The sequence below is a fragment of the Citrobacter sp. Marseille-Q5395 genome (genome assembly GCF_947057495.1).
In the GTDB taxonomy this organism is placed as follows: Bacteria; Pseudomonadota; Gammaproteobacteria; order Enterobacterales; family Enterobacteriaceae; genus Citrobacter; species Citrobacter murliniae.
On the sequence record NZ_CAMSEL010000011.1, the window covers coordinates 57,070 to 72,470 of the forward strand.

15 protein-coding genes are annotated in these 15,401 nt (G+C 51.1%); 7 read left to right on the forward strand and 8 right to left on the reverse strand.

The features are described 5' to 3' along the window. Window positions 1-86: 86 nt before the first annotated feature. The 3 genes from OH663_RS14110 to OH663_RS14120 form a co-directional block, all read right to left on the reverse strand. Window positions 87-1,343, reverse strand: coding sequence for a nucleoside permease (locus tag OH663_RS14110; RefSeq protein ID WP_200010273.1), 1,257 nt, complete (start codon window positions 1,341-1,343; stop codon window positions 87-89). A 60-nt stretch (window positions 1,344-1,403) separates the two neighbouring features. Beyond that, complete coding sequence (xapA, locus tag OH663_RS14115) at window positions 1,404-2,237, reverse strand: xanthosine phosphorylase (protein WP_045445882.1); 834 nt, start codon at window positions 2,235-2,237, stop codon at window positions 1,404-1,406. A 219-nt stretch (window positions 2,238-2,456) separates the two neighbouring features. Then, window positions 2,457-3,383 carry a LysR family transcriptional regulator gene (locus tag OH663_RS14120; protein ID WP_045445885.1) on the reverse strand — a complete coding sequence of 309 codons (927 nt, stop codon included), beginning with the start codon at window positions 3,381-3,383 and terminating at the stop codon, window positions 2,457-2,459. Between the two features lie 89 nt (window positions 3,384-3,472). Here OH663_RS14120 and OH663_RS14125 point away from each other — a divergent pair, with 89 nt between their 5' ends. Then, window positions 3,473-4,471 carry a bile acid:sodium symporter family protein gene (locus OH663_RS14125; protein WP_045445888.1) on the forward strand — a complete coding sequence of 333 codons (999 nt, stop codon included), beginning with the start codon at window positions 3,473-3,475 and terminating at the stop codon, window positions 4,469-4,471. Here the strand turns inward: OH663_RS14125 and OH663_RS14130 are convergent. The 3 genes from OH663_RS14130 to zipA all read right to left on the reverse strand — a co-directional run bounded on the left by OH663_RS14130 (window position 4,468) and on the right by zipA (window position 7,761). After that, window positions 4,468-4,686, reverse strand: a complete 219-nt coding sequence (locus OH663_RS14130) for a DUF3820 family protein (protein WP_045445890.1) — start codon at window positions 4,684-4,686, stop codon at window positions 4,468-4,470. The genes OH663_RS14125 and OH663_RS14130 overlap by 4 nt on opposite strands. Before the next feature lies 1 nt (window position 4,687). Next, entirely contained in the window at window positions 4,688-6,703 is a 2,016-nt protein-coding gene (ligA, locus tag OH663_RS14135) for an NAD-dependent DNA ligase LigA (RefSeq protein WP_048220859.1), read from the reverse strand. 71 nt (window positions 6,704-6,774) lie between these two features. Next, window positions 6,775-7,761: a cell division protein ZipA gene (zipA, locus tag OH663_RS14140; RefSeq protein WP_045445895.1), complete on the reverse strand. Its 987-nt coding sequence runs from the start codon at window positions 7,759-7,761 to the stop codon at window positions 6,775-6,777. Between the two features lie 231 nt (window positions 7,762-7,992). Here zipA and cysZ point away from each other — a divergent pair, with 231 nt between their 5' ends. The 5 genes from cysZ to crr all read left to right on the forward strand — a co-directional run bounded on the left by cysZ (window position 7,993) and on the right by crr (window position 12,853). Further along, entirely contained in the window at window positions 7,993-8,754 is a 762-nt protein-coding gene (cysZ, locus tag OH663_RS14145; protein WP_045445898.1) for a sulfate transporter CysZ, read from the forward strand. A gap of 163 nt (window positions 8,755-8,917) precedes the next feature. Beyond that, entirely contained in the window at window positions 8,918-9,889 is a 972-nt protein-coding gene (gene cysK / locus OH663_RS14150; RefSeq protein WP_045445901.1) for a cysteine synthase A, read from the forward strand. A 383-nt stretch (window positions 9,890-10,272) separates the two neighbouring features. Next, window positions 10,273-10,530, forward strand: a complete 258-nt coding sequence (gene ptsH / locus OH663_RS14155; protein ID WP_002913505.1) for a phosphocarrier protein Hpr — start codon at window positions 10,273-10,275, stop codon at window positions 10,528-10,530. 45 nt (window positions 10,531-10,575) lie between these two features. Beyond that, window positions 10,576-12,303 carry a phosphoenolpyruvate-protein phosphotransferase PtsI gene (gene ptsI / locus OH663_RS14160; protein ID WP_045445911.1) on the forward strand — a complete coding sequence of 576 codons (1,728 nt, stop codon included), beginning with the start codon at window positions 10,576-10,578 and terminating at the stop codon, window positions 12,301-12,303. 40 nt (window positions 12,304-12,343) lie between these two features. Then, complete coding sequence (gene crr, locus OH663_RS14165) at window positions 12,344-12,853, forward strand: PTS glucose transporter subunit IIA (RefSeq protein WP_000522253.1); 510 nt, start codon at window positions 12,344-12,346, stop codon at window positions 12,851-12,853. Between the two features lie 61 nt (window positions 12,854-12,914). Here the strand turns inward: crr and OH663_RS14170 are convergent, their stop codons facing one another. Together OH663_RS14170 and pdxK are read right to left on the reverse strand one after the other, a co-directional pair. Then, entirely contained in the window at window positions 12,915-13,154 is a 240-nt protein-coding gene (locus OH663_RS14170; protein WP_048220856.1) for a hypothetical protein, read from the reverse strand. Continuing rightward, window positions 13,151-14,017, reverse strand: coding sequence for a pyridoxine/pyridoxal/pyridoxamine kinase (gene pdxK / locus OH663_RS14175; RefSeq protein WP_200010275.1), 867 nt, complete (start codon window positions 14,015-14,017; stop codon window positions 13,151-13,153). The genes OH663_RS14170 and pdxK overlap by 4 nt, the downstream gene beginning before the upstream one ends. Window positions 14,018-14,099: 82 nt before the next feature. Here pdxK and ptsJ point away from each other — a divergent pair, with 82 nt between their 5' ends. Then, on the forward strand, window positions 14,100-15,392 hold the full coding sequence (gene ptsJ, locus OH663_RS14180; protein WP_045445924.1) for a MocR-like B6 salvage transcription factor PtsJ: 1,293 nt from the start codon (window positions 14,100-14,102) through the stop codon (window positions 15,390-15,392). Window positions 15,393-15,401: the final 9 nt, after the last annotated feature.

Sequence of the window (15,401 nt, forward strand, 5' to 3'; positions counted from 1 at the left end):
TCCTGAAGCGAAGGATAATGCGCAAAGTTACCACATTGCATCGCAGAACATGAAACGGCAGGCATGAGCGCCTGCCGTTATGATGGTCAATGTGCCAGCGATTTCTGCACTGGTTTTTCCGGCTGATGTTTATAGCGGAAGAACAACGCAAAGATAACAGCTAATAGCAGAGAATAAGCAGCAAATACCAGCCAGATAGTCTGCCAATCCTTGATACCATCAACAGAGAAATAATCCACTGCCATACCGCTCAGGATTGAGCCAACCCACGCCCCAACACCATTCACCATGGTCATAAACAGGCCCTGCGCACTGGCACGAATATTGGAACTCACCTCCTGCTCAACGAACACAGATCCTGAGATGTTGAAGAAATCGAACGCACAACCGTACACGATCATCGACAGCAGCAGTAGAACAAAACCAAACGGTGACGGATCGCCAAAAGCAAAGAAACCAAAGCGCAGCGTCCACGCCAGCATACTCATCAACATCACCGTTTTAATGCCAAAGCGTTTCAGGAAGTACGGGATGGTGAGGATAAACCCCACTTCCGCCATCTGTGAAACCGAAAGCAAAATAGACGGATACTTAACGACAAAGCTGTCAGCAAACTCGGGGCTACGAGCAAAATCATGAAGGAATGGATTGCCAAAAACATTAGTGATTTGCAGCACAGCGCCAAGCATCATCGCAAACAAAAAGAAAATCGCCATTCGCGGATTTTTAAACAGGACGAAAGCATCCAGCCCCAATTTACTGGCGAGCGTCGTGGCGGTTTTCTTCTCTGCAACAGGAATTTTCGGTAACGTAAAAGCGTACATTGCCAGCAACAACGATGCACCAGCCGCGATATACAGTTGCGCACTACTGAGTTCCAGGCCCATCAAACTTACTGTCCACATGGCAACAATAAAACCAATAGTGCCAAATACGCGAATCGGCGGGAAAGCGGTTACTGGATCCTGACCTGACTGTGCAAGGCAGGAGTATGAAACGCTGTTCGATAACGCAATCGTCGGCATATAAGCCATCGCGTTAGCTAACATAACCCAGAACATGGTCTCAGGGTCAGTCACGGTTGTCGCGTATAACAACACACCTGCGCAAACCAGATGGCAAAGCATGTAGGCACGTTCTGCACGAAGCCATTTATCAGCGATAATCCCCATAATGCCTGGCATAATAATCGCAGCCAACCCTTTCGAACTGTAGACCATACCGACATTAGCCCCAGTGAAATCCAGGGTGTTAATCATGTAAGAACCCAGGGTCACCAGCCAGCTTCCCCAGATGAAGTATTGCAAAAACGACATGAGCTTTAAGCGAGATGCGATACCCATATTTCCGTTCCTTGCCACTCAAAGTAAGACCCCGCAAGCGGGGTCATTTTTATTATTTATTCAGGCCAGTTTGCGTAAGAAACCGCAGATCAGATTGATGAAGTTCTGCCGGGATAGCTCAGCGGCAGCCAGTGTCTGCGCGTGAGATAATTTCACATCCCCCAGTCCTTCAGCCAGATTCGTAATGGCTGCAACCGCAACCACTTTCAGGCCACAGTGACGCGCAGTGATAACTTCGGGCACGACTGACATCCCGACGACATGACCTCCAATGATTTGCATCATGCGAATTTCTGCTGCTGTTTCAAAGTTTGGTCCCGGATAGGAAACAAATACGCCTTCACTAAGCGGGAAACCCTCTTCTGTCGCGACGGTTTGCAGGATTGCACGATAGTCTGCGTCATATGCATTCGCCAGCGAGAAGAAGCGCTCTCCAAAACGCTCATCGTTAAGCCCAACCATTGGCGTACCCGGCATAGTATTGATGTGATCGCTAAGCGCAACCAGACTACCTGGTCCTACTTCGGGACGCAGAGAACCTGCGGCATTAGTGCAAAACAACAGTTCGCAACCAAGCAGTTTCAGAGTGCGAATGGCATCGGTCATCACCGTCATGCCGCGACCTTCGTAGAAGTGCCCGCGCCCTTTCATACACGCAACGGGAATCCCCGCCAGATTCCCCAGCACCAGCTCACCAGCATGGCCATGTACGGTACTAACCGGGAATCCCGGCAGCTTCTCGTAAGAGATCGCCACCGCGTCCTCAATTTGATCTGCCAGCGCGCCAAGGCCAGAACCGAGGATAAAAGCCACGCGCGGCGTGAAATCAGGTTTGTAACCACGAATGATATCGGCGCTATACCAGGGATTCTGTGAAAAAAGTGAGGCGTTCATGGGATATCCTTAAAACTGAGTAATCGAAAATATCGTAGGGTGCTGTGATGTTATAGCGAGACTACGCAATCGATTACCAATACACTTTTCCCCGACTATCGATAGCAAATCTGTATTGATAACGTGGGCTAAATCGGTGCGAACTCACATTATTTCCCCGCCAGAAATGGCAGACAGCGCTCAAGCACGAGCAACAGCAGCCCTTTTATAAGGTGAGGTTTATATCTGATAGAGCGGATCGCGGACTCGACCCGCGGTTAGTTCACTGGCCTGTGTACGTACCACGTCCCACAAAGCCTGAGCGGCGGTCGATAACGACCGATTTTTGCGTCGAGCCAGCATCAACTGTCGTTCAACCACGGGTGTCAAACGTTTGACCTGCAGATGACTCCCCTGCGGCAAGGGTAACGCCAGCGCGGGCAACACACTAATACCAATCCCCGCTTCGACCATCGGAAAGAGCGTCGCCGGATGGCCAATCTCCTGCACAATATTGGCATCTATGGAAAAATGGGCCAGCGCTGCATCAATCAATGGCCGGCTACCGGACGCATAATCCTGTAATACAAGCTTCGCGCCCTGTAACGCCTGCCAGGGCACATAATCCTGCGCTGCAAATGGATGTTCGCGATGACACAAGAGAAAGAAGGGCTCGGAGAGGATCGACTCACACTGAAGATCGCTCGCCGCACCAGGATCGATAACGATCCCAAAATCAACATCGCCCTGCCGAATGCTTTCCATCACCCATTGCTGTGGGCGATCGTGCAGAACAAACTGGATATCAGGGTAGCGCCGGTGGCTTTCAGCAATGCACTGTGGAATTAAATGCGCAGAGATGGTCTGGCTGGCGGCAACCCGAACTTTACCACTCAACTGCTGCCCCATACGTCCGGCTTCGCGCAGCGTGCTGTGCAGCTCATCCAGGATGCGCTCCAGTCGTGCCGCCAGCTGTTGCCCGGCTTCCGTCAACACAACCTCTCGTGTTGTGCGATCCAATAGCCTGACACCTGTCTGCCCTTCCAGCTCTTTAACGCTGTGGCTGACCGCCGACTGACTTAAGCCAATAATTTCCCCCGCCCGACTGAAGCTTTTAGCCTGAGCGACGGTGACAAAGATGCGTAGCTGACGTAGTGAGTAATTCATTTATTCAATTCATATATGGATGCAATAAATCAATTTTATTTCTCAAACAGAAAAACGCAAAATGTTGATACCGAATCCCAGGAGCTTTTATGAAACTTTTTCGTATCCTTGATCCGTTCACCCTGACGCTTATTACGGTCGTTTTACTGGCATCCTTTTTTCCAGCCGAAGGCGGTTTTGTGCCCTTCTTTGAAGGTCTAACCACCGCCGCTATTGCCCTGCTGTTTTTTATGCACGGAGCAAAGCTTTCGCGTGAAGCCATTATTGCGGGCGGTAGCCACTGGCGTTTACATCTGTGGGTAATGTGCAGCACCTTTGTGGTCTTCCCTGTGCTGGGTGTCTTGTTCGCCTGGTGGGCACCGGTCAACGTTGATCCGATGCTATACACAGGCTTCCTGTATCTGTGCATTTTGCCGGCCACAGTGCAGTCGGCTATCGCCTTTACATCGCTGGCAGGCGGTAACGTAGCTGCCGCAGTTTGCTCCGCCTCGGCCTCCAGTCTGTTGGGTATTTTCCTCTCTCCGTTACTGGTAGGCCTGGTAATGAATATGCATGGTGCAGAAGGCAGCCTGGAGCAAGTTGGTAAGATCATGCTGCAATTGCTGTTACCTTTCGTACTGGGACATCTCTCGCGTCCATGGATTGGTGCCTGGGTGTCACGCCATAAAAAATGGATCGCTAAAACCGACCAGTCCTCCATTCTGCTGGTGGTTTACTCTGCATTCAGCGAAGCGGTCGTTAACGGTATCTGGCACAAAGTTGGAGTCGGCTCACTGCTGTTTATCGTTGTGGTCAGCATCGTATTGCTGGCAATTGTGATTGGCATCAACGTCTTTGTTGCGCGTAAATGCGGCTTCAACAAAGCCGATGAAATCACCATTGTTTTCTGCGGATCGAAAAAGAGCCTGGCGAACGGGATCCCGATGGCGAATATCCTGTTCCCGACGTCAGTGATAGGAATGATGGTGCTGCCGTTGATGATCTTCCATCAAATTCAGCTCATGGTGTGTGCCGTGCTGGCGCGTCGCTATAAACGACAAACTGACGAATTACAGGCGCAGCGGGAAAGCCGCGCAGCAAAGGCTTAAAGCGGACGTTTCAGGGGCTGCACCAACTGCGTCAGCCCCTCAGTTTTAATCAGCAGCGTGATTTGCATCAGTTCACCCAGTTTGCCCGGTGGAAACTCATCCTTACGGGCAAACCACAACAGATACTCTTCCGGCACATCAATCAATCGCCGCCCTTTGTATTTACCAAAGGGCATCACGGTATTGGCGATGTCAATCAGCTGCTCTTTTTCCATTTCAGGCACCCAGTAAACGAATCATTTCGGCTTCATCAATCACGGCAATGCCCAGTTCCTGGGCCTTCGCCAGCTTCGATCCTGCCGCTTCGCCAGCAATCACCAGGTCGGTTTTCTTCGATACGCTTCCCGCAACTTTCGCACCGAGTTCGCTCAGTCTGGCTTTAGCATCATCACGAGACATCTGGCTCAGACTTCCGGTCAGCACCACCGTCTTACCGGCGAAGGGACTGTCTATCTCCTCTGCATTGATAACAACAGGAGCGGGCCAGTGAATGCCTTGTGCCAGCAGTTGGCCAATGACCTCGCGGTTACTCTCTTCCGCAAAGAAGTTAAACACGTGCGTGGCCACCACGATGCCAACATCCGGTACTTTTTGCAGTTCGTCAATGGACGCTGCTTCCAGCGCATCCAGGGTACCGAAATAAGCAGCCAGTCCCGCAGCAGTCGCTTCACCAACCTCACGAATACCAAGCGCATAGAGGAAACGGGCAAACGTCGTTTCTTTCGCTTTCTCCAGTGCATTCACCACATTTTGCGCCGACTTTGGCCCCATACGATCCAGTCCGGTCAGCTTACCAGCAGTTAACTGGAACAGATCAGCTGGCGTATGGACATACTCTTTCTCAACCAGTTGGTCGATAATTTTATCGCCCATGCCGTCAACATCCAGCGCCCGGCGCGAAACAAAATGTTTGAGAGATTCTTTACGCTGTGCACCACAAATTAAACCACCGGTGCAGCGGGTAACAGCCTCACCTTCAACACGCTCAACGTCAGATCCACATACCGGGCATTGGGTAGGGAATTCTATTTCACGCGTCTCTTCCGGGCGCTCGGAAAGTACCACGTTCACGACCTGCGGGATCACATCACCTGCACGGCGAATCACTACTTTGTCACCGATGCGCAAACCAAGACGCTCGATTTCATCGGCATTATGTAGTGTGGCGTTACTGACCAGCACGCCGGCGACCTGTACTGGCTCAAGACGGGCAACGGGCGTAATCGCACCGGTACGTCCAACCTGGAATTCGACATCGCGCACAAAGGTCATCTGTTCCTGCGCAGGGAATTTAAACGCCACAGCCCAGCGCGGTGCGCGGGCAACGAAGCCCAGTTGCTCCTGCAGCGCCATTGAGTTGACCTTAATGACCACACCGTCAATGTCAAAACCAAGCGACGGACGGTCCTCCTCCACCTTGTGGTAGAACGCCAGAACAGCTTCTGGTGAATCGCATAGCGTCACTCTGTCGCTGACCGGAAGCCCCCATGCTTTAAATTGCAACAAGCGGCCCAGATGGGTATCAGGCAGTTCGCCTCCTTCAAGCACGCCGACGCCATAACAGAAGAAAGTAAGTGGTCGCTTCGCCGTAATACGTGGATCAAGCTGGCGCAACGAACCCGCCGCCGCATTACGCGGGTTAGCAAACACTTTATTGCCAGTACGACGCGCTTCTTCATTGATTTTTTCAAACCCGGCCTGTGGCAGGAACACCTCACCACGCACTTCCAGACGGGCTGGAATATTTTCGCCACGCAATTTTAGCGGGATAGCGCGAATGGTGCGCACATTAGAGGTAATATCTTCGCCAGTCGTACCATCACCGCGTGTCGCAGCACTCACCAGCACACCATTTTCATACAAGATACTTACCGCCAGACCGTCCAGCTTCAGCTCGCAGCACCAGGTCAGTTTGTCGGTACTCTTCAGCCTGTCCTGCACGCGTTTATTGAAGGCCAGAAAACTCTCTTCATCAAAGACGTTATCCAGCGACAGCATTGGGACTTCATGGCGTATCTGGCTAAACGCCGCCAGCGGGGCTGCTCCTACGCGTTGAGTTGGCGAGTCGGGCGTAACCAGCTCCGGATGCTGCGCTTCCAGTTCACGCAGTTCACGCATCAAGCGGTCATATTCCGCATCGGGAATTTCCGGCGCGTCCATCACATGGTAAAGATACTCATGATGGCGAAGCGTGGTTCGCAGTTCTGTCAGTTGTTGTTCGATTGATTCCATATCGCACCATCAATGATAAAAAACCCCCGACAGGCGGGGGTTCAGAAAGGAGATGTCACGCCAGAAGAAGATCAGGCGTGTGATTCTTTAACTTCGCGGATGCGGTCCTGATACTCGCGCAGTTTCTGCGGCGTCATCATTCGACGCTGATCATCAAGCACCACACCGCCGACTTCATCAGCAATGTGCTGTGCGGACTGCAACATCAGCTTAAAGTTTTGCAGCTCGTCCCCATAAGAAGGCACCTGCATAAAGATGGTGACGCCAGGGGTGGTAAAATCGCCGGTCATCTCAGGATCAAACGTTCCGGGGTTCACCATATTCGCAAGGCTGAACAGCGACGGACCGCTGCCGTCCGGGCTCAGATGACGATGGAAAATATTCATATCGCCAAACTTGAAGCCGGCCTGCTGAATGCTGTTGAGCAGCACTTCACCATTAAGCTCGCTGCCATGATGAGCCGCGACGTTCATAATGATGACCGCTTCTTTACGCTGCGGTTTTTCAGCAACAGGCTCTTTTTCAACAACGGGTTCAGGCTGCGGTTGATGCTCCACGGCTGGCTCCACAGGCTGGAAGGTCTGCGGTGCAGGTTGCGGGGCTTGCTGCACGGGTTGCTGAACCTGCGGGGCCACTGGCTGAGGCTGAACCGGCTGGTGTTGTACAGGCTGTTGCTGTTGTACAGGCTGCGGCGGATGCTGAACATGCGGCGGCGGCACCGGCGCTTCAGCGGGCTGCTGCGCGGGTTGACGCGGCTGAGCAGACGCATAAGGCGGCTGGTACTGGTGTTGCGGCGACTGAGGAGGAACCCCATGTTCCTGAGCGTTGCCGGGAGCATGATTCACACGATGAACGCGAACTTCGCCCACACCTTCGTCTTCCTCGACGTTATCGTCGAACGAATCCTCATCGTCACGTTTAGACTTCATGCGTTTAAGTGGGCGATCGCGGAATATAGAAGACCGCTCTTTACGGCTAGTCCAGAAACCATGTACCAGTAAAGCGATTATGGCGATCGCGCCAACAATGATTAATATCAGACGCAAATCCTGCATCATTATATTCTCTGTTGTTCTAACACCTTGCCACCACGGCAAACATTTACTTACTAAGAGTATTTGTCGATTACGCCAAGTGCAAGTGCGCTCTCAACTTTCACAGCATAAAGATGAACAAAATCGTGCTTTTTGCTGTTTTTTCGAACATTTCCGAACTGGTCTACGCTCAACAACCGAGTAAGATAGGTAAAGTTTACCCAGGGTTTATATAATACGGAGTACGTCCTGACTATGGTTTCATCATCTGCAGTTATATCACGCAGCGGTTTTTATTACTTTTCTCAGGGATGGAAACTCATCACCCAACCGGGGATCCGTCGTTTTGTTCTCCTGCCTTTGCTGGTGAATATTCTGCTGATGGGGGGAGCATTCTGGTGGTTATTTACGCAACTGGATAGCTGGATCCCCGCACTGATGAGCCATGTCCCGCAGTGGCTACAGTGGCTCAGTTATTTACTCTGGCCTATTGTGACCATTTCCGTACTGTTGGTATTTGGCTACTTTTTCTCCACGATTGCTAACTGGATCGCCGCCCCCTTTAATGGATTGCTGGCAGAACAACTGGAAGCGCGCCTGACCGGCGCAACCCCGCCAGACACCGGGGTGCTCGGCATAATGAAAGATGTGCCGCGCATTATGAAACGCGAATGGCAAAAGCTGGCATGGTATCTTCCGCGCGCCGTTGTGCTTCTGCTTCTCTATTTCATTCCCGGGATTGGTCAGACTGTCGCGCCGGTGCTGTGGTTTTTGTTCAGCGCGTGGATGCTGGCTATTCAGTACTGCGACTATCCTTTTGATAACCACAAAGTTCCTTTCAAAGAGATGCGCACCGCCCTGCGCACGCGCAAAGTCACTAATATGCAGTTTGGCGCGCTGACCAGTCTGTTCACACTGATCCCGGTACTGAATCTGGTGATCATGCCAGTCGCGGTTTGTGGAGCCACGGCGATGTGGGTAGATTGCTATCGTGATAAACACGCGTTATGGAAATAATGCAAATATGTGTAAAACACGAGTGGCTTAGATCCACTCTTATTCCATACTGGAACGCATTATTTCTCATCAGCATATAGATATGCGAATTCCTTACTTCCCCATACTTTTTCAACAGGTATGCTGAAGCGGTATCCCAATTTCATACAGTTAAGGACAGGCCATGAGTAAGATTTTTGAAGACAACTCGCTGACTATCGGTCATACGCCGCTGGTTCGACTGAACCGTATCGGTAACGGACGCATTCTGGCGAAGGTGGAATCACGTAACCCAAGCTTTAGTGTCAAATGCCGTATCGGTGCCAATATGATTTGGGATGCCGAAAAACGTGGGGTACTGAAACCGGGCGTTGAGCTGGTCGAACCAACCAGTGGTAATACCGGGATTGCGCTGGCCTATGTCGCCGCCGCTCGCGGTTACAAACTGACTCTGACGATGCCGGAAACCATGAGCATTGAGCGTCGTAAGTTGCTGAAAGCACTGGGTGCGAACCTGGTACTGACCGAAGGCGCAAAAGGTATGAAAGGCGCCATTCAGAAAGCGGAAGAAATTGTCGCCAGCGATCCGGAAAAATTCCTGTTGCTTCAGCAGTTCAGCAACCCGGCAAACCCGGAAATCCATGAAAAAACCACCGGCCCGGAAATCTGGGAAGACACCGATGGTCAGGTTGATGTGTTTATCTCTGGCGTGGGTACCGGCGGTACATTGACCGGGGTAACACGCTACATTAAAGGGACCAAGGGCAAAACGGACCTCATCACCGTTGCTGTTGAACCTACAGATTCTCCAGTTATCGCCCAGGCACTGGCAGGTGAAGAACTTAAACCTGGTCCGCACAAAATTCAGGGTATTGGCGCAGGCTTCATTCCGGGTAACCTTGACCTGAAGCTAATCGATAAAGTCGTGGCGATCACTAATGAAGAAGCCATCTCTACAGCGCGCCGCCTGATGGAAGAAGAAGGTATTCTGGCAGGTATCTCTTCGGGTGCTGCGGTTGCTGCTGCACTTAAGCTCCAGGAAGATGAAGCCTTTACCAATAAGAATATAGTGGTTATTCTACCGTCATCGGGTGAGCGTTATCTGAGCACTGCACTGTTTGCCGATCTCTTTACTGAGAAAGAACTGCAACAGTAATGCCAGCATGTTAAAAACGCGTAAAAAAGCACCCTTTTGGGTGCTTTTTTGTGGCCTGCTTCAAAGTTTCAACCCACCTGGCATTGATTCAGCCTGCCGGAACTGGTATTTAACCAAACTAATTATTTTGATGCGCGAAATTAATCGTTACAGGAAAAGCGCTAGCTGAATCGATTTTATGATTTGGTTCAACTCTTCCTTTCGCGGCATAATGTTTAATGACGAACGAAACGTCAGCGGCAAGAAGTTGCCAGCAACGGATTGCACCGAACTCCTTTTGTGTCGCGTCCTGTTTACGCCGACGCTAACAATACAGGCTAAAGTTGAACCGCCAGGCTAGACTTTAGTTCCACAACACTAAACCTATAAGTTGGGGAAATATAATGTTCCAGCAAGAAGTTACCATTACCGCTCCGAACGGTCTGCATACTCGCCCTGCTGCTCAGTTTGTTAAAGAAGCAAAAGGCTTTACTTCTGAAATTACTGTGACTTCCAACGGCAAAAGCGCCAGCGCAAAAAGCCTGTTTAAACTGCAGACTCTGGGCCTGACTCAGGGCACCGTTGTTACCCTTTCCGCAGAAGGCGAAGACGAGCAGAAAGCAGTTGAGCATCTGGTTAAACTGATGGCTGAACTCGAGTAAGTTCAACGAGTTCTTTTCAATATCAGTCACAAGTAAGGTAGGGTTATGATTTCAGGCATTTTAGCATCCCCGGGTATCGCTTTTGGCAAGGCACTGCTGCTGAAAGAAGACGAGATCGTCATTGACCGGAAAAAAATTTCTGCCGACAAGGTTGATCAGGAAGTTGAACGTTTTCTGAGCGGTCGTGCCAAGGCATCTGCGCAACTGGAAGCGATCAAAACTAAAGCTGGTGAAACGTTCGGTGAAGAAAAAGAAGCCATCTTTGAAGGGCATATCATGCTGCTCGAAGATGAGGAGCTGGAGCAGGAAATCATAGCCCTGATTAAAGATAAGCACATGACGGCTGACGCAGCTGCGCATGAAATTATCGAAGGTCAGGCCACAGCCCTGGAAGAGCTGGATGATGAATACCTGAAAGAACGTGCGGCTGACGTACGTGATATCGGTAAACGCCTGCTGCGTAACATCCTGGGTCTGGCAATTATCGACCTGAGCGCCATTCAGGAAGAAGTTATCCTGGTTGCCGCCGATCTGACTCCGTCAGAAACCGCACAGCTGAACCTGAACAAGGTGCTGGGTTTCATTACTGACGCAGGTGGCCGTACTTCCCACACCTCAATTATGGCGCGTTCCCTCGAACTGCCTGCCATCGTGGGTACCGGTAGTGTTACCTCTCAGGTTAAAAACGACGACTATCTGATTCTGGATGCCGTAAACAACCAGGTTTACGTCAATCCAACTAACGACGTTATCGAGCAACTGCGTGCCGTTCAGGAGCAGGTGGCGACCGAAAAAGCGGAACTCGCTAAGCTGAAAGATCTGCCAGCTATCACGCTGGATGGACATCAGGTGGAAGTTTGCGCCAATATCGGTACCGTTCGTGACGTTGAAGGCGCTGAGCGTAATGGCGCTGAAGGTGTTGGTCTGTATCGTACCGAATTCCTGTTCATGGACCGTGACTCGCTGCCGACTGAAGAAGAACAGTTTGCCGCGTATAAAGCCGTTGCAGAAGCATGTGGCTCTCAGGCTGTCATCGTACGTACCATGGACATTGGCGGTGATAAAGAACTGCCGTACATGAACTTCCCGAAAGAAGAGAACCCATTCCTGGGCTGGCGTGCCGTGCGTATCGCTATGGATCGTAAAGAGATCCTGCGTGACCAGGTTCGCGCTATCCTGCGTGCTTCTGCTTTCGGTAAACTGCGCATCATGTTCCCGATGATCATCTCTGTTGAAGAAGTGCGTGCACTGCGCAAAGAGATTGAAATCTATAAACAGGAACTGCGCGACGAAGGTAAAGCATTTGACGAAAGCATCGAGATTGGCGTAATGGTGGAAACACCAGCTGCGGCAACGATTGCGCGTCATTTAGCCAAAGAAGTTGATTTCTTTAGTATCGGCACCAATGATTTAACGCAGTACACCCTGGCAGTTGACCGTGGTAATGATATGATTTCACACCTTTACCAACCGATGTCGCCATCTGTTCTGACGCTGATCAAGCAAGTTATTGATGCTTCTCATGCTGAAGGCAAATGGACCGGCATGTGTGGTGAGCTTGCAGGCGACGAACGTGCTACACTTCTGTTGCTGGGGATGGGTCTGGACGAATTCTCTATGAGCGCCATTTCTATCCCGCGCATTAAGAAGATTATCCGTAACACGAACTTCGAAGATGCGAAGGTGTTAGCAGAGCAGGCTCTTGCTCAACCGACAACGGACGAGTTAATGGCTTTAGTTAACAAGTTCATTGAAGAAAAAACAATCTGCTAATCCACGAGATGCGGCCCAATTTACTGCTTAGGAGAAGATCATGGGTTTGTTCGATAAACTGAAATCTCTGGTTTCTGATGATAAGAAAGACACCGGAACTATTGAGATTGTTGCTCCGCTCTCTGGCGAGATCGTCAACATCGAAGACGTGCCGGATGTAGTTTTTGCTGAAAAAATCGTTGGTGATGGCATCGCTATCAAACCAACCGGTAATAAAATGGTTGCCCCGGTAGACGGCACCATCGGCAAAATCTTTGAAACCAACCATGCGTTCTCTATCGAATCTGATAGCGGCATTGAGCTGTTCGTTCACTTCGGTATCGATACCGTTGAACTGAAAGGCGAAGGCTTCAAGCGTATCGCTGAAGAAGGTCAACGCGTTAAAGTGGGCGACCCGGTTATTGAATTCGATCTGCCTCTGCTGGAAGAGAAAGCCAAGTCTACCCTGACTCCGGTTGTTATCTCCAACATGGACGAAATCAAAGAACTGATCAAACTGTCCGGTAGCGTAACCGTGGGTGAAACCCCGGTTATCCGCATCAAGAAGTAATTCTTACGGCAGTGAAGAATGGCGCCTGATGGCGCCATTTTTTTATACACTTCATCCGGCATTACAATACAGAGGTCACCGGTCGGTAACACGCCTCGCGCATCAGGATTTTCATCCCTTCCGGACCACTTTCCAGCATGCGTCTTTCTGAATCTGACACCAGCAATTCGCAATCATACCCACCAGCAATACCGAACATTGCACGAGCCACACAAATATTTTCCAGTGCTTCCGTACCGCTGGTATCAAAATGTCCAATCATACGTCCATGCTGGCGAACCACCAGCCGATAACTCTTCATCGCGCCTCCCCTGCTGGTGGCAGAATTAATTCGTCACAACCGCACCGTTGCGTCCATGTCATCACTTCCAGTACGCGCTGTGCGGCATCGTGTGTCGCAGCGGTGAGGGGTTTCCCTAAAACAATACCGCTCACAAGTTCAGCGCAAAACAAATCGCCAGTTCCCTTTAGGTCCGTCTTTACTCTGGGGTGGGTTAACACTTCCACCATATCAGCCGTTACCACCGCAACATTGATAACCTCCGGGGTTTCGCCCGGTGCGCTGGTGATCACAACCCATTTTAGCGTCTCGGTGAGCAAAGATTTTGCCGCAGTTATCGCTTCATCCAGCGTACGACACGGTTTTCCACTCAACATTTGCAGCTCAAACACATTTGGCGTCAGTCCTTGCGCCAGCGGCATCAAGTGTTTGCGGTAAGCATCCGGGATTTCGGCCTTCACATACATTCCGCTATCCGTATCACCGATCACCGGGTCGACTAAAATACACAGGTCCGGGTGCGTGACGCGAACAATTTCCAGCCACTGTGCCAGCAAGGCGATTTGTTCCGCGCTCCCCATATATCCCGTGGTCACCGCCTTTAGCTCACGCAAAGCATCACGCTCATTTAAGGCCCTGAGATAACCACTAAACCAGTCTGCAGGGATTATCCCACCGTAAAAGGTCTCATAATGTGGAGTATTACTGAACAACACCGTGGGGATCGCCGTCACCCGTAACCCCTGTGCTTTGATGGCTGGCACGGCGATACTGTTACCGACACTGCCATACACCACCTGTGACTGGACGGCGACGATATCGGTCTGTAACGCCCGATGCGTGTCGTCGAAGAGCACTGACTGTATTTCACTCTCCTGCTCCATAAACCTCTCCTCTCGCTGGACAGCGGGCTTTCACCTCACTATTATCGTCATATGCTAAAATTCATTTTGTCATAGGTCAATAATGATCGACGGAAAAACCGCTAACGAAATTTTTGACAGTATTCGTCAACATGTCGCTACAGGCACATTTATGCCTGGCGAAACGCTGCCGCCGGTAAGGGAGCTGGCCGCGGCATTAAACGTCAATCGCAATACTGTCGCAGCGGCATATAAACGGCTGGTCACCTCCGGGCTGGCAATCAGCCAGGGGCGAAATGGTACCGTCATCAAGGGATTATCATCGCCCGTCGCGCTGGAGGGCAGTAATCCGGATACCCCTCTGACCGACCTTTCCGGCGGCAATCCTGCAGCGCATCTCCTGCCCGACCTGAGCCGTTATTTCGCGAAGATAAATAAGACTCCGCGATTGTATGGTGATGCTGCAGTATCGCCGGGTTTGAAGACGTGGGCGACACAATGGATGCAGGATGCCATACCCTGTACGGGCGAAATTGATATCACCAGTGGCGCAATTGATGCTATCGAACGACTACTGTGCGCCCATTTACTGCCGGGCGATAGCGTCGCAGTAGAAGATCCTTGTTTTTTGAGTAGCATCAATATGTTGCGTTATGCTGGTTTTTCCGCCAGCCCAGTCAATGTGGATAGCGAAGGCATGCAACCTGAGATGCTGGAACTGGCGCTACAAAAAGGGGCCCGGGCGGTTATCCTTACCCCACGCGCGCACAATCCGACGGGGTGTAGTCTGAGCGCAGTTCGCGCTACCGAATTGCAGAATATTCTGGCTCGTTACCCGCAAACACTGGTGATTATTGACGATCACTTTGCCCTGCTTTCCGCTTCCCGCTGGCATCCAGTCATTGCGGAACAGACACATCACTGGGCGGTCGTCAGATCCATGTCTAAAACATTAGGTCCTGACCTGCGACTTGCCATCGTGGCCAGCGATCCGGCTACCTCAGCGAAACTCCGTCTACGGCTTAACTCCGGTAGCCAGTGGGTCAGCCATCTGCTACAGGATTTAGCCTGCGCCTGCCTGAGTGACAATGAGTACCAGCGCACGCTGACACTGACTCAGCAGTTTTACGCCTCTCAGCAACAAAAGCTCGTCCTGGCCCTCAAACAACATGGTATTGAGCTTCATGCTGGTGATGGCCTGAACTTCTGGCTACCGCTGGAAACTCACAGCCAGCCACTCGCCTTTGCGCTAGCTAAGTTTGGCTGGCTGGTACGTGAAGGTGAAGTTTTTGGTGTCAATGCGCCTTCACATGGTCTGCGAATTACGTTGTCAATGCTGAAAGACAGCGACATCAACAAGCTGGCGGCTGATATTCATCAGACGCTGAAGCGCTAACAGGAGAGA